We start from the raw sequence: 18,594 nt of genomic DNA, 5'->3' as shown, positions 1-18,594 counted from the left end.
CGCGAATGCGACACGGGTGCGACGGGGCTGTGGCGCGAGCGTGCTGCCTGGCGGGGCCGGTCGGCCGGTTGACCGGGCCCCTGCCTGTGTGTGCAGGGGGTGTGGGTGGGGTCGTGTCCCGGGTCCGGGCGGGCCGGCGGGGCCGGGATCGAGGTGCTCCGGGGTGATGCGATGTGTGTGCGAAGGCGAAGGGGTGGACGATGCGCGGGAGCGCGCACGGAGCGCGCGCCGGTTCGCGCGACGCGGCCGGCGAGAGGGGCGTGCCCCGGGGTGTCGCAGCCCCCGGGGATCGGCGTAACCTTGCAGTCGCCATGCCGTACGAACCACCCACCCACACCGTCGAGCGCTCACTTCGCGCCACCACCGGCGCACGTGTCGTCGCCGGCGTCGACGAGGTCGGACGAGGTGCCTGGGCCGGCCCCGTCACCGTGTGCGCCGCCGTCACCGGACTGCGCCGCCCCCCGGAGGGGCTGACGGACTCCAAACTGCTGACCCCCAAGCGTCGCGACGCCCTCGAACGCGAGCTGCTGGACTGGGTGACCGCCCACGCCCTCGGCCACGCGAGCCCCGAGGAGATCGACGCGCTCGGGATGACCGCCGCCCTGCGGCTGGCCGCCGTCCGCGCCCTCGAAGGGCTCCCGGTCCGCCCCGACGCGGTGATCCTCGACGGCAAGCACGACTACCTCGGCGCCCCCTGGCGGGTCCGGACGGTGATCAAGGGCGACCAGTCCTGCGTCTCGGTCGCCGCGGCCTCCGTCATCGCGAAGGTCCACCGGGACCGCGCCATGGCCCAACTCGGCTCTCCCGACGAGGACATCACGGAGTTCGGCTTCGCAGCCAACGCCGGTTACCCCTCGCCGGTCCACCGCGCCGCCCTGGAGCGGCGCGGCCCCACCACGTTCCACCGGCTCTCGTGGTCCTACCTCGACGCACTGCCCCGCTGGCGCCACTTGAAGAAGGCGCGCCGCTCGGCGGAGTCGGCGGAGTTGGAAACCGGAGGCCAACTCGGCTTCGATTTCTGATCGCACACGGGTGCCGATCACCGGTACCTTTCGCACCGATGTTTGATGGACAACGACACATGCCTCTCAACCCCGCCTTCGAGGAGCCTCCGATTCCCGAGAGTGCCCAGGGTTCCGGCGCCGCGCCCACCACGAGCCGCGCCGCCCAGACCCCCCGCCCCGTACCCGGTCCGCGTCCGGCCCCCGTGCCCCGGCCCGCACCCCGCCCCGGCCCCGCCGCCCGGGTGACCCCCGCCGCCGGACCGGTTCCCGGCCCCCGGCCCACTCCCACCCCCGAGCCCTCCGTCTCCGGCGCGGTTCCCCAGGTCCAGCTCATCCCGGCCTCGGCCGAGGGTGCGCCGGCCGCCGCCGACGAGGCGGTCGATCTGCTCCTGGACTCCGGTCGCGCCCCCGGCGAGATCCTCGTCCTGACCACGGGCGAACTCCACCCGTGGGCCGCGCACGAGCTGTCCTTCGGCGAGGCCGGCTACTGGGCCCAGCAGGCGGCCGCCGACGACGTGTTCCACGCCGACGCGCGCGAGAGCGGACGCCTCACCGGCCGTCCGATCGTCGTGCTCGCCGTCAACGGCGACGCCGGGGCGGCGGCCCGACTGCTGCCCGCCGTGCGCGCCCTCGCCGGCACCCTCCTGGTCGTGTGCGGGGACTCGAAGGTCCTCGACACCGCCCCGGTCGCCGGAGTCTGAGGACCCGTCGGCGAGGGTCGTCGGGTACGGGCCGCGCCGCCCGCACCCCACGACCCCGCCGGGTCCGTCAGCGGGCCGCCGTGTGCCGCAGCGCCTCGACCACTCCGCCGCCACCGCGGGTCATGGCCGGGGGCGCGAACTCCGCGTGCGCGTCGCCGAGGGCGGAGGGCCGTGAGCCGGCGTGCGGATGACGCCCGCCGCGTCCCTCGCCGACCACCCGCCATCCGTCGTCCGTCACGGTGATGTACGCCCCGCACCGCAGCCCGTGCAGGGTGCAGGCGTCCCGCAGGCCCCACATCCAGGCCCCGTCCTCCTCCGTCCACCGCTCGTCACCGGACCGGCAGTACATCAACACCGCCGTCCGCACGGGGGAACGGCGCCGCAGGTCGTGCGGGAGCACCCGCCGCAGCCGCGACAGCAGCGCGTTGCGGTACTCCCAGCCGTCCGTGGACACGGTCCGTTGGACGAAGGAGGCGCTGGCCTCCAGCCGGTCCTCCGGCCCGAACACCGCGATCACCGCCGTCGACGGCACCGGCGCGTGCCGGGCGTGCAGACCGCTGACCACGTCCCGCGGATCGCGCAACAGCGGCACACCGGCCGCCGTCCACTCCGCGGGCTCCAGTGAGCGGCCGTGCCGGGGAGCCCCGGCGGTCAGGGACGAGAAGGACGCAGAGGGCCCGGCGAATCCGAAGGTCACGGTCCTCCCTTCGGGTACACGCCCGCTGGCGACGGGCACGGCTGGGTGGGGGCACACCGCGGCACGGCCCGAGTGGGATGCCGAAGAGCCGAGCGGGAGCTGCCTCGATTCTCGCGCGGGCCCCGACCGCGCGGCAACGAGCAATTGGTCCCGCCGCCCGCATATGGCCGGTATGCCTTTCATATCCCTGCCCCCTCAACCCGGTCGTGACGCCTCGTTCACGGTTGGACGGCCAACACCAGCGGAAAGACCTCCGCCGCCCCGGCCCGTCGCAGCAGTCGGCCGGCCACCGCGAGGGTCCAACCCGTCTCCGCGCGGTCGTCGACCAGCAGCACCGGACCCGCCGTCTCCGCCAGGGTCGCGGCCAGCGCAGGAGGCACGGTCAAGATGCCGTCCAGTGCCCGTACCCGCTGCGCGCTGTTCGAGGACGGCAACCCGAACTCCGGCGGCTCCACCGCGTACTCCAGGGCCCCCAGCAACGGCAGCCGACCCACCTCCGCGATCCGCGCCGCCAGCGAACCCACCAGCGCGGGCCGGCTCCGCGAGGGCAGTGCCACCACCCCCACTGGCCGGGCCGGCGCGTCCGGCGCCCCGGAGGCCCAACCGCCCGGCCCCCGCGCCCAGTCCGCGAGCACCGTCACCACCGCGTCGGCCACGTCGGCCGGGACCGGACCGTCCGGCGCCTCCCGGGCCAGCAGCGGCCGCAGCCGGTTCCCCCACCCGATGTCCGACAGCCGGCCCAGGGCCCGGCCCGGCCGCGTGACCTCACCGGCCGGGATCCGCCCCCGCAGCTCCACCCCGACGGCCGGCAGCCCCGTGGGCCACATCCGACGCGGGTCCAACTCCACGCCCGGCCGCCCCAGTTCCCCCCGGGCCGTGTCCAGGGCCGCCGCCGAGACCTCGCCGGTGAACCGGGACCCGGCGCAGTTGTCGCACCGACCGCAGGGCTCGGCCCCCTCGTCGTCCAACTGCCGGCGCAGGAACTCCATCCGGCACGCCGACGTGCCCGCGTACTCCCGCATGGCCTGCTGCTCCGCGGCCCGCTGCCGGGCCACCCACGCGTACCGCTCCGCGTCGTACGCCCACGGCTCGCCCGTGGCGGTCCACCCGCCCTTGACCCGGTGCACCGCCCCGTCCACGTCGAGGACCTTCAGCATCGTCTCCAACCGGCTGCGCCGCAGGTCCACCAGCGGCTCCAGCGCGGGCAGCGACAACGGACGCCCGGCCGCCGCCAACACGTCCAGGGTCCGCCGCACCTGCTCCTCCGGCGGGAAGGCCACCGAGGCGAAGTAGGCCCAGATCGCCTCGTCCTCCCGCCCCGGCAACAACAGCACCTCCGCGTGCCGCACCCCACGACCGGCGCGCCCCACCTGCTGGTAGTACGAGATCGGCGAGGACGGCGAGCCCAGGTGCACCACGAACCCCAGGTCCGGCTTGTCGAAGCCCATGCCCAGCGCCGAGGTCGCGATCAGCGCCTTCACCCGGTTCGCCTGCAGGTCCTCCTCGGCCTGCTGCCGGTCCGCGTTCTCCGTGCGCCCCGTGTACGAGGCCACCGGGTGCCCCCGGTGCCGCAGGTAGGCAGTGACCTCCTCGGCGGCGGCCACCGTGAGCGTGTAGACGATGCCCGACCCCGGCAGGCCGTCGAGGTGGTCGGCGAGCCAGGCCAGCCGGTGCGCGGCGTCGGGCAGGTTCACGACACCCAGGCTCAGGCTCTCCCGGTCCAGCGGGCCGCGCAGCACCAGCGCGTCCGACCCCGCGCCCGTCCCCAACTGCTCGGCCACGTCGGCCGTCACCCGGGCGTTGGCGGTGGCGGTGGTGGCGAGCACCGGGACCCCGGGCGGGAGATCGGCCAACATGGTCCGCAGTCGTCGGTAGTCCGGCCGGAAGTCGTGCCCCCAGTCGGAGATGCAGTGCGCCTCGTCCACCACGAGGAGACCGGTGGCGGCGGCCAGCTTGGGCAGCACCTGGTCACGGAAATCGGGGTTGTTGAGCCGCTCCGGGCTGACGAGCAGCACGTCCACGGCACCCTCGGCCACCTCGGCCTGGATGGTCTCCCACTCCTCCGGGTTCGCGGAGTTGATGGTCCGGGCCGTCACCCCGGCCCGCGCGGCCGCGTCGACCTGGTTGCGCATCAGGGCCAGCAGCGGGGACACGATCACGGTCGGCCCGCCGCCGGCGGCCCGCAGCAGCGAGGTCGCCACGAAGTACACGGCCGACTTGCCCCACCCGGTGCGCTGCACCACCAGGGCCCGCTGCTTGCGCACGACGAGGGCCTCCACGGCCCGCCACTGGTCCTCCCGCAAGCGGGCGGTGCCCGTGGGGTCCCCGACGAGACGGGCGAGCACGGCATCGGCGGTGGCCCTGAGATCTGCGTTCATGCCCCCATGGAACCCGATCCCTCGGACACCGCGCCGGCGACCGCCCGCGCCTGTGGACAACCGACGGGCCGACCGCGAGTTATCCACAGGGGTTGAGCCCGGATTCGATCACCCCCAGCCTGTTGTTCATGACACACAGTGACGAACCCCGTACGAACCACACCCCCCACGAGGCCCTCCCCGGGGCGGCCGCCGAGCCGCCGCCGGGAGTGGCGCTGCGCGACCCCGGCGAGCTCGCCGACGCGCTCCCCTACCTGCTCGGCTACCACCCGACCGACTCCCTGGTGCTGCTCGGCCTCCGCGACGACCAAGGGCGCCTCGGCGCCCGCCTGCGGGTCCCCCTGCCCGAGGACCCGCGGCGGTGGGACGCGCTCGCGGAACAGGTCGCCGCGTGCCTCGTCGAGGGCAGCGAGCGGCACGGCGCCCGGCCCCGGGGCGCGGTCCTGTACCTGTGCCGCGACCCCCGGCCCGGACAGGACCCGGTCGAGGTGGCGCGAGGGCTCGAACCCCTCGCCCGGCGAGTCCGCCTCGCCTGCGGGTCCCGCGAGGTGCCGGTGGTCGAGGCCCTCTGCCTCGCGGCGGGCCGCTGGTGGTCCTACCTCTGCCCGGACCCCGGCTGCTGCTCCCGCGCGGGCACCCCGCTGCCGCCGGCCGGCAGCTCCGTCATGGCGGCCACCGCCACCTACGCGGGACTGCGCATCCGGGGCACCCTGCGCGACCTGGAGGCCGACCTGGCGCCCGTCGAGGGGCCCCGGGCCGAGGAACAACTGCGCGCCCTGGACCGGGCCGCCGGCCGACTGGTGCCCCGGATGCTGAACGACGCGGTCGCCGCCGAGGAGATCCGGGCCGAGACCCTCGCCCTGGCCGAGGAACTGATGCGACGCCTCACCCGCTTCCGCCCCCGCCCCGGATGGGGCGCGGACCCGGCCCGGGACGAGGCCCTGATCGACTGCGACGAGGCGGCCACGCTGATCCTGGGACTCCAGGACCGCGACACCCGGGACGCGGCCGCCGAGTGGATGGAGGGCGCGGAGGCGGCGCCGGCCCTGCGGCTGTGGCGGACCCTGGCCCGCCGCTGCGTCGGCGCGTACGCCGAGCACGCCGCCGCCCCGCTCGCGCTGGCCGGCTGGGTGTCCTGGTCCACCGGCGACGAACCGACCGCCCGGATCGCCCTGGGACTGGCCCTGCGCGCCGACGAGCGGTACCAGTTCGCCCGTCTGCTGCACCACGCCTGCAACGAGGGCCTCGACCCCGAGCGGCTCCGCACCTGCCTGCGCGAGTCCCGCGCCGCCCGCGCGGCGGCCCCCGCCCGCCCGAAGGGAGGACCCGGGGGCCCTGCCGGGGTCCCCCGGCCGCGCACCGCGCCGGAGGCCGTCGACGGCCCGCCCGAGGGCCCTTCCGGCGGCCCCCGGACCCGCGTCCGGCCCCGGCGCCGGCCGCCCGTGCCCCGATCTGGCCGGACCCGGGCCCGCACCGGGCCCGCCCGGCCCGGGCCGGCCCGCGCTCCCGGGCGACCCGGCCGGGGCGGCCCCGCCGAACACCCCCGCGAGCCCGAGCCGGTGTCGCCGGGCCAACTGACCCTCTTCGCACCGGCCCCGGCCGCGCCCCCGCGCACCGGCCCCGAGACCCCGGGCCGACCCCGCCCCGAGACCGGAGGCCCCCGCCCGTGATCCCCACCCCGGCCCGCCCGGCCCGAGACGGGCCGGGGGCCGGGCGTGACCGAGGGGGCGGTGCCCGCGTTGACCGGGCGGGGGAGGGCGCTTCGGGCCGCTCGGGCCCTCGTAGGCATCGAGCGTGGGCGAGGCGACGCATGACACATCCGCACCCCCCGGGCCGGCGGCCCGAACTGCCCCCCGTGCACGGCGCGCTGGTGTGTGTGGCCGTGCCGTGGGTGGCGATCTCACCGGAGCACGGGCAGCTCACCGGACGCGGGGCCGACGGGATCTACCGCGACGGGCGCCGGCTGCTGTCGAGGGCGCTGCTGCGGGTCGCGGGACGCGATCCGGTGGCGGTGCAGGCCCGTTCGCTGGGGGCCGATCGGGCGGTGTTCGTCGCGACCGTCCGCACCGGGGCCGATCCCGGGCCCGATCCCGACATCGGGGTCGAGCGGGTCCGGCACGCGGACGGCACCGAGCGGATCACGCTGCGGAACTGGGCCGGCCGCCCGGTGCGGCTGCCCGTCGAACTGTCCCTGGGCACCGACCTCGCCGACCTCGCCGCGGTGGCCGCCGGCAGGGCGGGGGAGGAGGTGCCGGCGGGGGTGCACGCCGCCGGCCTGCACTGGACCACCGCCCACGCCCGCGCCGTCACCACCGCCGAACCCGCCCCCGACGACGCCATCGCCTCGGCCGGCCTGCTCCGCTGGCACCTGGACCTGGCGCCGGGACAGTCCCGCACGATCGAACTGCGGACCGGGCAGGACCGGATCCCGCGCCCCACCCCCGTGGCCGGCCTGCTGGGCGAGGCGCGGGCCGAGGGGGAGGACCCCCGGGTGGACCGGTGGTTGCGGGCGGCCGTCGACGACCTCGGCGCCCTGCTCGTGCGGGACCGCGAGGAGCCCACCGACGTGTGCTTCGCCGCCGGGGCGCCCTGGCGGTTCGGACCGGCCCCCGCCGAGTCCCTGTGGGCCGCCCGCATGGCGCTCCCGCTCGGCACCGCGCCCGCCGCCGGCACCCTGCGGATGCTGGCCCGCACCCGGATCCGCGACCAGGGCCCGGACGCGGGCCGACTGCCGGGGCCCCTGCGCGGCTCCTGGCCGGGACTGCCGCCCGCCTGCACCGGCACGGAGGCCACGCTGGCCTTCCCCGTGGTCCTGGCCGAGGCCCGCCGCTGGGGCCTGTCCGAACGGGAGGTCGCCGAACTCCTGCCGGCCGCCGAGGACTGCCTGGGCTGGCTGCGGCGCGCTCTCGACGGGGGCGGGCTGCTCGCCGATCCCGGCGGCGGCCCGCGACGCTGCGAGTTCCAGGCCCACGCCCACCGCGCGGCCCTCCTGGGCGCCGAGCTCCTCGCCGATCACGACCGGCCCGGCGCCGCCGAATTGCGGGACCTCGCCGTGGACCTCCGGGTCCGGTTCCGCGCCGAGTTCTGGGTGGACGGCCCTTCCGGCGGGCTGCCCGCCGCCGCCCTGCACGCCGACGGCCGCCCCCTCGCCCTGCTCACCGGCGCGGCGGCCCACCTCCTGGACACCGGGCTCACCGCCGGCGGCACCCTCGCCCCCGGACTGCTGGACTCCGTGCGCACCGAACACCTGGCCCGGGCCCTGGGCACCCCCGCGATGGACTGCGGCTGGGGCCTGCGCAGCCTGTCCTCCCGGGAACCCGGCCACAACCCCTTCGGCCACCACTCGGGCGCCGTCCGCGCCCACGAGACGGCCCTCGCGGTCTCCGGACTGGTCGCCGCCGGGTACGAGAAGGAGGCCGCCGGTCTGGCCCGGGGCCTCCTCGACGCGGCCGAGGCGTTCGACCACCGGCTGCCGGAGATGTACGCGGGGGAGCAGCGCACGGCGGGGGCCGCCCCCTGGCCGCACCCGGCGGCCTGCCGGCCCGCCGCCGTGGCCGCCGCCGCCGCGGTGCACGTGATCACCGCGCTCGTCGGTCCGCGCCCGGACGCGCCCGCCGGCACGGTCACGCTGGTGCCCGCCGGCACGGCCCCGTTCGGCGCGCTCGGGCTGTCCGGGCTGCGGCTGGCCGGGGAGCCGTTCGCGGCGCGGGTCAGCCGGATGGGACTGGGGATGGTGGAGGAGGCGGCCGGGTCCCTGCGGCTGTCCGTGTGATCGTCGCTCCTCGGGTGCGGACCCGACCGAGGGGCTGTTTATCGTCAGGGAGACGACTATGATCGACGGCATGTCGCCCTACGACCCGTCGGCCTTTCCGCCCTTCGCCGTCACCGTCGACCTGGTCGTGCTCACCGTGCGCCATCACGCCCTCTGCGCCCTGGTCGTCCGCCGGGGGGAGGCGCCCTTCCAGGGGCGTTGGGCGCTGCCCGGCGGGTTCGTGCGGGGGGACGAGGACCTCGGCGCCGCCGCCGCGCGCGAACTCGCGGAGGAGACCGGGCTCGCCGTGCACGACCCGGACCGCCCCGAGTCCCCGAAGAGCGCGCACCTCGAACAGCTCGGCACCTACGGCGACCCCGACCGGGACCCCCGGATGCGGGTGGTCAGCGTGGCGCACCTGGCGCTGGCCCCCGACCTGCCCGCGCCCCGCCCGGGCGGGGACGCCGACGGGGCCCGGTGGGCGCCGGTGGGCGAGCTCGTGCCGCTGACCGACGGCGCGGGCCCGGAGCCGCTGGCCTTCGACCATTCCCGGGTGCTCGCGGACGGGGTGGAGCGGGCCCGGTCGAAGATCGAGTACTCCTCCCTCGCGACCGCCTTCTGCCCCGCCGAGTTCACGGTCGGCGAGCTGCGCCGGGTCTACGAGGCGGTGTGGGGGGTGTCCCTGGACCCGCGCAACTTCCACCGGAAGGTGACGGGCACCCCGGGCTTCCTGGTGCCGGCGGGCGGGACGACGACCCGTCAGGGCGGGCGGCCGGCACAGCTGTTCCGGGCGGGCGGGGCCACGCTCCTCAACCCGCCGATGCTGCGACCCGAGGTCTGAGCGCCGGGCTCCGAGGTCGGCGGCGCGCGTTCCTACACGCCGTCAGATGGTCATATACGTCGCAAATAGGATTTGCGGGGCTATGGTGCCGGTGGTACTCACACCACCACGCCCCAGCCGTCCGCAGAGCGGTCCGACCTCCCCGCGAGAGAAGCGATGCTCCAGGCCATCGGACTCACCGGCGCCCCCCGCCGAGACCTGCCCCCCGCCGTCGACAACCTCTCCTTCGAGCTCGCCCCCGGCACCGTCACCGCCCTCCACGGCCCACCCGGCTGCGGATCGACCGAGGTCCTGCGCCTGATGCTGGACCTCGACCCCGGGCGCGGACTGACCGCCTACGGGGGCCGCCCCCTGCACCGGGTCGAGCACCCCGCCCGGGAGGTCGGGGCCGTCCTCGGGGACGTGCCCGGACACCCCTCCCGCACCGTGCGCGGACAATTGCGGATGGCGTGCGCCGCCGTCGGCGTCCCCGCCGCCCGCGCCGACGCCGTGCTGCGCGCCGTGGGCGCCGGGGCCCTGCGCGACCGTCGACTCGGGGTCCTGCCGCGTGCCGCGGACCGCCGGGTCGGCCTCGCCGCCGCCCTCCTCGCCGACCCCCGCGTGCTCCTCCTCGACCGGCCCACCGCCGGTCTGACCCCCCGTGAACAGGTCTCCCTCCACGCCCTGTTGCGCGCTCACGCCCGACGCGGCGGCATCGTGCTCTTCGCCACCGAGGACCCGCGCGAGGCCGCCCGGTTCGCCGACCGGGTGCTCGCCCTCGACTCCGGCCGGCTCGTCGCGGACGTGTCGGCCGCCGAGTTCGCCCGCACCCGACTGCGCCCCCGGGTCGTGGTCCGCACCCCGTACGCGGCCCGGCTGGCCGAACTCCTCGACCGCGAGGCGCGGGCGGGCCGGCGGACCGTGGAGGTGGTGCGCGAGGGCGGCAGCCGGCTGTCGGTCTACGGCGGGAGCTGCGCGGAGGTCGGCGACGTGGCGTTCCGGCACGGGGTGCTCGTGCACCGGCTCGCGGACGAGGTCGGCGCCGAACCGCGCCCCGCCCCGGCCCCCGTCGTCGTCGTCGCGGGCCCCGACCCGGAGCCCGAGGGGGCGCGCGGGCGGCACCGGCGTCCGGCGGCGTCGCGCGCGCCCGGTGTGGTCGCCGTCGCCCCGCCCACCGGCCCGGCCCGACCCTGGCGGTGCGAACTGCGCCGGGTGTTCGGGGTGCCCGGGCCCTGGCTCGTGCTCGCGCTGACCCTCCTCGGGTCCGCCCTCGCCGCGCTGCTCGCCGCGCGCACCGCCGGAACCCCCGTGGCCCAGGCCGTCTCGGGCCGTCCGGACTGGTTGCCGCTGCCGCCGACGGCCCTGGGGGCCGGGCTGTTGGGGGCCGCCGCCTTCGGCGAGGAGCACCGGCATCCCACCCTCGGCGCCGAACTCGGCCTCTCGGGCCGCCGACTGGGCACCCTGCTCGCCAAGACCGGGATCGCCACCGGGATCGCGGTCGGCCTGGTGCTCACCGCCGCCGCCCTCGATCTCGGGCTGCTCGCCCTGGTCTGGGGCGAGGCCCTGGACCTGCCGCCCGCCGACGGGCCCGCCGCGCTCGCGGGCTGGCTCGCGCTCTCGGTGGGCTGCGCCTGGGCCGGACTCCTGGCCGGCGCGGTGTTCCGGGCCACGGCGGCCGGGTTCGCCGCCGTCCTCGCGATCCCGGTCCTCGTGGTCCCGGCCTGTCGCGCCCTGCTCGCCGGGCCCGCGCTGCGCCCCGCCCCCGGACTCGCCCACCGGCTGCGCGAGGTGGGCCTCGGGCACTGGCCCGCGCCCTGGGAGGGGGCGCCGGAACAGCTCGCGCGGGCGCTCGCGCACCCGGTCGGCGCCGCCGTGTTCGTGTCGCTTCTCGCCCTGATCTGCGTGTACGGGATCATCGGCCTGCGCGGAAGGGCCCGTTGGTGACCGGATGTCCGCGTGATGGGCGGAGCCCTTGCGCAACTCCCCCGAAAAGGCACGGTTCTTTACGATAAGTCGTCAATTGCGCAGGGGGCACCGATCACCCTTTCGTGTGCTTTTCACCAAAGCCCTCAAGGGTGGCCGGAACACGGCCGACAAAGGATTCGTGAGTACCCTTGCGCACACCATGATGACCGCCGCCCGCCACGCCGAATCCGGCCTCGCCGGCGCGGGCGAACTCGACCGCTACCCCTACCCGGAGGCCCCCGCCGCCGACCGCGTCGGCGTACCCCACTGGGACGGCCCCGACGTGGAGTTGGGTCGGGTGGGTCGCCGTGCCGCCGGCAGTCGCGGCCGCGGCCTGCACGGCCAACTCGTCCAGCAGCTCGGCCAGATGATCGTCTCCGGCGACCTGGGCGCCGATCGCCCCCTGGTGCCCGAGGAGATCGGGCAGCGCTTCGAGGTCTCGCGCACGGTGGTCCGCGAGTCCCTGCGCGTCCTGGAGGCCAAGGGTCTGGTCAGCGCCCGGCCCAACGTCGGCACCCGGGTCCGCCCCGTCGCCGACTGGAACCTGCTCGACCCCGACATCATCGAGTGGCGCGCCTTCGGCCCGCAGCGCGACGACCAGCGCCGCGAGCTGAACGAACTGCGCTGGACCATCGAACCCCTCGCCGCCCGCCTCGCCGCCGGCCACGGCCGTCCCGACGTGCAGCAGCGGCTCGCCGACATGGTCGAGATCATGGGCCACGCCCTCGGGCAGGGCGACGCGATCACCTTCTCGCGCGCCGACACCGAGTTCCACGCCCTGCTGATCCAGCTCGCCGCCAACCGGATGCTGGAGCACTTGTCGGGGATCGTCTCCGCCGCCCTCCAGGTCTCCGGCGGACCCGTCACCGCCTGCGACCGCCCGGGCGAGACCTGCGTCGCCCACCACGCGCGGATCGTGGAGGCGCTGGCCGCCGGCGACGCCTCGGCCGCGGAGAACGCCATGCGCCAGCTGCTGACCGTGCACCCGGAGGTCGAGCGGGTCGTGCCCGCGCCGCGCGAACACTGAGGTCGCGGCCGGGGAGGGACGGGCGGGCGCCGAGCGGGGCGCCCGCCCGTCCGCGTGCCCGCGTCGAACGACCGTTCCCCGTACGGCCGGCCCAAGTCGACAGGTGTCGGGGCCCGCCGCGCGGGGTAGGCGCGCGGCACAGGTCCCGTCGATTCCGAGGCCGCCGGCGCGCCCCCTCCGGGCCGGGTCGGGGTTTCGGGCGGCCCGTCACGGCGTGGCGCGCGCGAGGGGCGTCCCTGTGACTGTATGACCGTGTTTCGGAGGAATCGGGGTGTGACTCGGGCCACGAAGATTGGGCGTAACGCTCCGCGAGGTCTCGCGATGACCTAAGAGGTGGTGGCCGATGGAAACGAGCAGCACCCTGCGAGAGTCCGGTGTCGCGCGATTCCCCGGTTGTCCTGCCGCGCCGCCGGCCCTTCCCGTCGGTGGTCGTCGAACCCGGTGCGCACCTGACCGGAGTCGAAAGCCGTTCCCATCGTTCCGAGAGGTTGTTCGTGTCGGCCAGCACATCCCGTACGCTCCCGCCGGAGATCTCCGAATCCGAGTCTGTGATGGCGCTCATCGAGCGGGGAAAGGCCGAGGGGCAGATCGCCGGCGATGACGTGCGTCGGGCCTTCGAGACCGACCAGATTCCGCCGGCCCAGTGGAAGACCGTCCTGCGCAGCCTCAACCAGATCCTGGAGGAAGAGGGTGTGACGCTGATGGTCAGTGCGGCGGAATCGCCCAAACGCGCCCGCAAGAGCGTCGCGGCGAAGAACCCTGTCAAGCGGACGGCCGCCAAGACCGCCGTGACCACCACCACGACCACCACCCGGGCCGCCGCCGAGGCGGCCGCCCCGACCGCCGTCGACCCGGAGCCGGCCGAGGCCCCCGAGGCCGGCGCCGACGAGGCCGCGCCCGCGAAGAAGGCCACCGCCCGCAAGACGGCCGCCAAGAAGGCCGCGCCGGCCAAGAAGACCGCCGCGAAGAAGACCACCGCCCGCAAGACGGCCGCCAAGAAGGGCGAGGAGCCGGGCGAGGACCCCGGGGTCGTCGACGAGGCCGGCGGCGCGGGCAAGCCGGGCGAGGACGAGGAGGAGGAGACCGGCGGCGAGGCCAAGGGCTTCGTCCTCTCCGACGACGAGGACGACGCGCCCGCCCAGCAGGTCGCCGTCGCCGGCGCCACCGCCGACCCCGTCAAGGACTACCTCAAGCAGATCGGCAAGGTGCCCCTGCTCAACGCCGAGCAGGAGGTGGAGCTCGCCAAGCGGATCGAGGCCGGGCTCTTCGCCGAGGACAAGCTCGCCAACTCCGACAAGCTCGCCCCCAAGCTCAAGCGCGAGCTGGAGATCATCGCCGAGGACGGGCGTCGGGCCAAGAACCACCTGCTGGAGGCCAACCTCCGCCTCGTGGTCTCGCTGGCCAAGCGCTACACCGGCCGCGGCATGCTCTTCCTGGACCTGATCCAGGAGGGCAACCTGGGCCTGATCCGCGCGGTCGAGAAGTTCGACTACACCAAGGGCTACAAGTTCTCCACGTACGCCACCTGGTGGATCCGGCAGGCGATCACCCGCGCCATGGCCGACCAGGCCCGCACCATCCGCATCCCCGTGCACATGGTCGAAGTGATCAACAAGCTGGCCCGCGTGCAGCGCCAGATGCTCCAGGACCTCGGGCGCGAGCCCACCCCGGAGGAGCTGGCCAAGGAACTCGACATGACCCCCGAGAAGGTCATCGAGGTCCAGAAGTACGGGCGCGAGCCGATCTCCCTGCACACCCCCCTCGGCGAGGACGGCGACAGCGAGTTCGGCGACCTCATCGAGGACTCCGAGGCGGTCGTCCCGGCCGACGCGGTCTCCTTCACCCTGCTCCAGGAACAGCTCCACTCGGTGCTCGACACCCTCTCCGAGCGCGAGGCGGGCGTGGTCTCCATGCGCTTCGGCCTCACCGACGGGCAGCCCAAGACCCTCGACGAGATCGGCAAGGTCTACGGGGTCACCCGGGAGCGGATCCGGCAGATCGAGTCCAAGACCATGTCGAAGCTGCGCCACCCGTCCCGCTCGCAGGTGCTGCGCGACTACCTCGACTGAGGGCCGGGGGCCGGCCCGAACGGCCCACCACGCCCACTGACGGGCCCGGAGCGCACCTCGCGCGCCGGGCCCGTCCGCGTGTGCCCGGGGGTCGCCGGTACGGGTGGGGGCGGGGGCGTGCGGGTGCGCGGTGAGCGCGATCCGCTCACTCTGGGTTCAGGCAACCCGCACCCGGAGTCAGGAGAACCCGTGCGTCGCATCCTCGCCCAAGCCCTGGTTGGCGCCCTCGCCGTGACGGTGGTGGCCGCGGTGGGTCCCCCCGACCGGCTGAACCGGGCCGCCGCCGACGGGGTGGTGATCGGCGGGCGGCCGGTGTCGGTGACGGAGCACCCGTGGGTGGTGGCGCTGGCCAGCCGCGACCGGTTCGGCTCCACCCGCGGCGGGCAGTTCTGCGGCGGGGTGCTGGTGGGGCCGGCGACGGTGGTGACGGCCGCGCACTGCCTGAACCCGGCGGTGCTCGGCGGCCCGGCCGAGAAGGTGCGCGACTTCCGGGTGATCGTGGGCCGCACCGAGCTGGCCCGGGGGGAGCAGGGGCGGGAGGTGCCGGTGGCGGAGGTGCTGGTCAACCCGGGCTACGACGCGGCGGCCAACGCGGGGGACCTCGCCCTGCTGCGGCTGGCCCGGCCCCTCACGGACGTTCCCGTGCTGCCCCTGGCCGCCGCGGGCGATCCGGGGTACCGGGAGGGCGCCGAGGCCACCGTGTACGGCTGGGGGGACACCAGCGGCTTCGGGGACTACGCGTACGGGCTGCGGGCGGCGCGGGTGGACGTGCTCGCGGACGGGGTGTGCGCGCGGGCCTATCCGGGCGGGCCCGACGGCCGCTTCCGGGCCGAGTCGATGCTCTGCGCGGGTGACGAGCGGGGCGGGCGGGACGCGTGCCAGGGGGACAGCGGCGGGCCGCTGGTCTCCGGCGGGCGCCTGATCGGGTTGGTGTCCTGGGGCCGGGGCTGCGGTCAGGCCGACAGCCCGGGGGTGTACACGCGGATCGCGCCGCTGGCGGAGTTCGTGGCGGCGGCGGGGGCGCCGGCGGCGGAGCCGGGGGCCCGGACGCGCCGCTGAGGGGCCCGAGCGGCGAGGCCGGGACCGCCGGAGGGCGGGAACGAGTACGGGCGGCACCCCTGGGTCTCAGGGGTGCCGCCCGTCGACCGGCCTGGGCCGGTCCTGGCTCGTCGGATGCGAAACGAGGTGGTGTCAGCGGTCCTCGGTGTCGGCCGAAGCCGGAGCGGCGTTCAGTCGCTCGGTCTCATCCTGTATTTCCGCGGCGATCTTCTTGAGTTCCGGCTCGAACTTGCGCCCGTGGTGGGCGCAGAAGAGCAGCTCACCGCCGCTCATCAGGACGACGCGCAGATATGCCTGGGCGCCGCAGCGGTCGCATCGGTCAGCGGCCGTCAGCGGGGTCGCGGGTGTCAGAACAGTAGTCACGTCGCCTCTTCTCTAGCTCGACGAGCTGTCGTACCAGGGTCAACATCCAACCAGGCCGAAAACGTTCCCGCTCGCGGCTTTTCCTCGAAACTTCCTTCCGAAGCTGGCCGGCTGTTGCCGGTTGGCGGCGAAGGAGCCGTATTGCGTTGCTTTACGGTTTCGCGGGGCTTGCTTGTCGGTCGTGCAGCAGGTTCGGTCCTCCCCGGCGGGAGTGCCGGTTGTTGATGAGGACGTGCCCGAACCATAAATGGTTCATGCCGGGAAGGGAACGTGATGTTTGCTTCACCCGTCCGGGGGATCGAACACGCGTGCGCATCCCGGCTAGGGTGGATCGGTCGATCCGATGGCGTTACATGGGCTCTACCTGGGCTCGGTACCCTCGGAGCGGCGAACGAGCCACCGCCGCGCCCGACCGGGCCGGCAGAGAAATTCAGCGAGGAGCGAACTGCGTGACCGCCGACACGTCCGTGCCTTCGAACGCGCTGCTGACCGGGGCAGACCGGGACGGCTCCAACTACACCGCGCGGCACCTGCTCGTCCTCGAAGGACTCGAGGCCGTCCGCAAGCGCCCCGGCATGTACATCGGGTCCACCGACAGTCGTGGCCTGATGCACTGCCTCTGGGAGATCATCGACAACGCGGTCGACGAGGCCCTGGGCGGCTTCTGCGATCACATCGAGGTGGTCCTGCACGAGGACGGCTCGGTCGAGGTCCGTGACAACGGTCGCGGCATCCCGGTCGACATCGAGCCCAAGACCGGCCTCTCCGGGGTCGAGGTCGTCATGACCAAACTCCACGCCGGCGGAAAGTTCGGCGGCGGTTCCTACGCCGCTTCCGGCGGTCTGCACGGAGTCGGAGCCTCCGTCGTCAACGCGCTCTCCGCGCGTCTCGACATCGAGGTCGACCGTTCCACCACCCACTCGATCAGTTTCCGCCGCGGTGTTCCCGGCGCATTCTCCGGAGCGGGCCCCGACGCCCCCTTCGAAGCGGGCAACGGGCTGCGCAAGGGGAAGCGGGTTCCGAAGGGGCGCACGGGAACGAGGATCCGCTATTGGGCGGACCGCCAGATCTTCCTGAAGGAGGCCCGGCTCTCGCTGGACACGCTTTACCAGCGGGCCCGACAGACCGCCTTCCTGGTGCCCGGTCTGACCATCGTGGTGCGCGACGAGCGGGCCGTCGACGGGGCGGGCAAGACGGAGGAGGTCTTCCGTTTCGACGGGGGCATCAGCGAATTCTGCGAGTACCTGGCGCAGGACAAGGCCGTGTGCGACGTGCTGCGGCTCTCCGGCCAGGGCACGTTCAAGGAGACCGTCCCGGTCCTGGACGACCTGGGCCACATGACGCCGACCGAGGTCACCCGCGAGCTGGGCGTGGACATCGCGCTGCGCTGGGGCACCGGCTACGACGCGCACGTCAAGTCCTTCGTGAACATCATCGCGACGCCCAAGGGCGGCACCCACGTCTCGGGCTTCGAACGGGCGATCACCCGCACCGTCAACGAGGTGCTGCGCTCCTCCAAGCTGCTGCGCGTGGCCGAGGACGACGTGGTCAAGGACGACGCCCTGGAGGGCATGACCGCCGTGGTCACCGTCCGCCTGGCCGAGCCGCAGTTCGAGGGGCAGACCAAGGAGGTCCTGGGCACCTCGGCCGCCGCCCGGATCGTGGCCGCCGTGGTCTCCAAGGAGCTCAAGGCGTTCCTGACCTCCACCAAGCGGGACGACAAGCAGCAGGCCCGCGCCGTGATGGAGAAGATCGTCGCGGCGGCCCGGACCCGGATCGCGGCCCGGCAGCACAAGGACGCGCAGCGCCGCAAGACGGCCCTGGAGTCCTCCTCGCTGCCCGCGAAGCTCGCCGACTGCCGCAGCGACGACGTGGAGCGCAGCGAGCTGTTCATCGTCGAGGGCGACTCGGCCCTGGGCACGGCGAAGCTCGCGCGCAACTCCGAGTTCCAGGCGCTGCTGCCGATCCGCGGCAAGATCCTCAACGTCCAGAAGTCCTCCGTCTCGGACATGCTCAAGAACGCCGAGTGCGGGGCGATCATCCAGGTCATAGGAGCCGGCTCGGGCCGCACCTTCGACATCGACGCGGCCCGCTACGGCAAGATCGTCCTCCTCGTCGACGCCGACGTGGACGGCGCCCACATCCGCTGCCTGCTGCTCACCCTCTTCCAGCGGTACATGCGGCCGATGGTGGAGGCGGGCCGGGTCTTCGCGGCCGTGCCGCCGCTGCACCGGATCGAGCTCGTGCAGCCCAAGCGCGGCCAGGACAAGTACGTGTACACGTACTCGGACAACGAGCTGCGCCAGACCCTGCTGGAGTACCAGCGCAAGGGGATCCGCTACAAGGACTCCATCCAGCGCTACAAGGGCCTCGGCGAGATGGACGCCGACCAGCTCGCGGAGACCACGATGGACCCGCGCTTCCGCACCCTGCGCCGGATCAACATCGGCGACCTCGACTCCGCCGAACAGGTCTTCGACCTGCTCATGGGCAACGAGGTCGCCCCCCGCAAGGAGTTCATCACCTCCTCCGCCGCCACCCTGGACCGCTCCCGCATCGACGCCTGAGCCCCGACGGGCCCGCCGACGGCCCCCGTTCGACACCCGGACCGCGCCCCAGGGCGCGGTCCGGCGCGTTCACGGCCCGTTCCGCGGGCCGTCCGCGTCCACTCCCGTCCGCCCCGTTCCCCGATTCGAGCGAGCGATCGGATGGCTCGGGCACCTCGAAAACCCCGGGTACATCACCTGTTGGGGTGAAGAG

Annotated in this window: 13 protein-coding genes; 10 read left to right on the top strand and 3 right to left on the bottom strand. The window is 74.9% G+C overall.

Translation table 11 applies throughout. The features are described 5' to 3' along the window. Nucleotides 1–311 precede the first annotated feature (311 nt). Together ACN20G_RS04600 and ACN20G_RS04595 are read left to right on the top strand one after the other, a co-directional pair. Entirely contained in the window at nt 312–1,022 is a 711-nt protein-coding gene (locus tag ACN20G_RS04600; protein ID WP_424211433.1) for a ribonuclease HII, read from the top strand. 59 nt (nt 1,023–1,081) lie between these two features. Then, nucleotides 1,082–1,705 (top strand): hypothetical protein, encoded by a 624-nt coding sequence (locus tag ACN20G_RS04595; protein WP_424211432.1) that lies wholly within the window; start codon nt 1,082–1,084, stop codon nt 1,703–1,705. A gap of 67 nt (nt 1,706–1,772) precedes the next feature. Here ACN20G_RS04595 and ACN20G_RS04590 read toward each other — a convergent pair whose 3' ends face one another. Together ACN20G_RS04590 and ACN20G_RS04585 are read right to left on the bottom strand one after the other, a co-directional pair. Further along, a complete protein-coding gene (locus ACN20G_RS04590; RefSeq protein ID WP_424211431.1) occupies nt 1,773–2,402 on the bottom strand; it encodes a hypothetical protein in 630 nt (209 codons plus the stop codon). 218 nt (nt 2,403–2,620) lie between these two features. Further along, nucleotides 2,621–4,780 carry a RecQ family ATP-dependent DNA helicase gene (locus ACN20G_RS04585; protein ID WP_424211430.1) on the bottom strand — a complete coding sequence of 720 codons (2,160 nt, stop codon included), beginning with the start codon at nt 4,778–4,780 and terminating at the stop codon, nt 2,621–2,623. Between the two features lie 128 nt (nt 4,781–4,908). On the opposite strand from ACN20G_RS04585, the gene ACN20G_RS04580 reads away from it, so the two are divergent. The 7 genes from ACN20G_RS04580 to ACN20G_RS04550 all read left to right on the top strand — a co-directional run bounded on the left by ACN20G_RS04580 (nt 4,909) and on the right by ACN20G_RS04550 (nt 15,471). Continuing rightward, nucleotides 4,909–6,450, top strand: a complete 1,542-nt coding sequence (locus ACN20G_RS04580; RefSeq protein WP_424211429.1) for a DUF4192 domain-containing protein — start codon at nt 4,909–4,911, stop codon at nt 6,448–6,450. Between the two features lie 140 nt (nt 6,451–6,590). Further along, the gene (locus ACN20G_RS04575) at nt 6,591–8,552 is read left to right on the top strand and encodes a glycogen debranching N-terminal domain-containing protein (RefSeq protein WP_424211428.1); all 1,962 of its coding nucleotides are present in this window, start codon (nt 6,591–6,593) and stop codon (nt 8,550–8,552) included. Between the two features lie 70 nt (nt 8,553–8,622). Beyond that, nucleotides 8,623–9,372, top strand: a complete 750-nt coding sequence (locus tag ACN20G_RS04570) for an NUDIX hydrolase (RefSeq protein WP_424211427.1) — start codon at nt 8,623–8,625, stop codon at nt 9,370–9,372. 156 nt (nt 9,373–9,528) lie between these two features. Then, complete coding sequence (locus tag ACN20G_RS04565; RefSeq protein WP_424211426.1) at nt 9,529–11,295, top strand: ATP-binding cassette domain-containing protein; 1,767 nt, start codon at nt 9,529–9,531, stop codon at nt 11,293–11,295. Nucleotides 11,296–11,455: 160 nt separating this feature from the next. After that, nucleotides 11,456–12,343 (top strand): FadR/GntR family transcriptional regulator, encoded by an 888-nt coding sequence (locus tag ACN20G_RS04560; protein ID WP_424211425.1) that lies wholly within the window; start codon nt 11,456–11,458, stop codon nt 12,341–12,343. A 494-nt stretch (nt 12,344–12,837) separates the two neighbouring features. Beyond that, nucleotides 12,838–14,412: an RNA polymerase sigma factor gene (locus ACN20G_RS04555; RefSeq protein WP_424211424.1), complete on the top strand. Its 1,575-nt coding sequence runs from the start codon at nt 12,838–12,840 to the stop codon at nt 14,410–14,412. A 189-nt stretch (nt 14,413–14,601) separates the two neighbouring features. Continuing rightward, nucleotides 14,602–15,471, top strand: coding sequence for a S1 family serine peptidase (locus ACN20G_RS04550; RefSeq protein WP_424211423.1), 870 nt, complete (start codon nt 14,602–14,604; stop codon nt 15,469–15,471). Between the two features lie 132 nt (nt 15,472–15,603). Here the strand turns inward: ACN20G_RS04550 and ACN20G_RS04545 are convergent, their stop codons facing one another. Continuing rightward, nucleotides 15,604–15,834 (bottom strand): DUF7455 domain-containing protein, encoded by a 231-nt coding sequence (locus tag ACN20G_RS04545; protein WP_424211422.1) that lies wholly within the window; start codon nt 15,832–15,834, stop codon nt 15,604–15,606. Nucleotides 15,835–16,283: 449 nt separating this feature from the next. Between ACN20G_RS04545 and ACN20G_RS04540 the strand changes: the two genes are divergently transcribed. Then, on the top strand, nt 16,284–18,401 hold the full coding sequence (locus tag ACN20G_RS04540) for a DNA gyrase/topoisomerase IV subunit B (protein WP_424211421.1): 2,118 nt from the start codon (nt 16,284–16,286) through the stop codon (nt 18,399–18,401). Nucleotides 18,402–18,594: the final 193 nt, after the last annotated feature.

The organism is Streptomyces dryopteridis (assembly GCF_049606955.1).
Lineage (GTDB): Bacteria > Actinomycetota > Actinomycetes > Streptomycetales > Streptomycetaceae > Streptomyces.
This window is presented reverse-complemented; position numbering and strand designations above follow the sequence as displayed.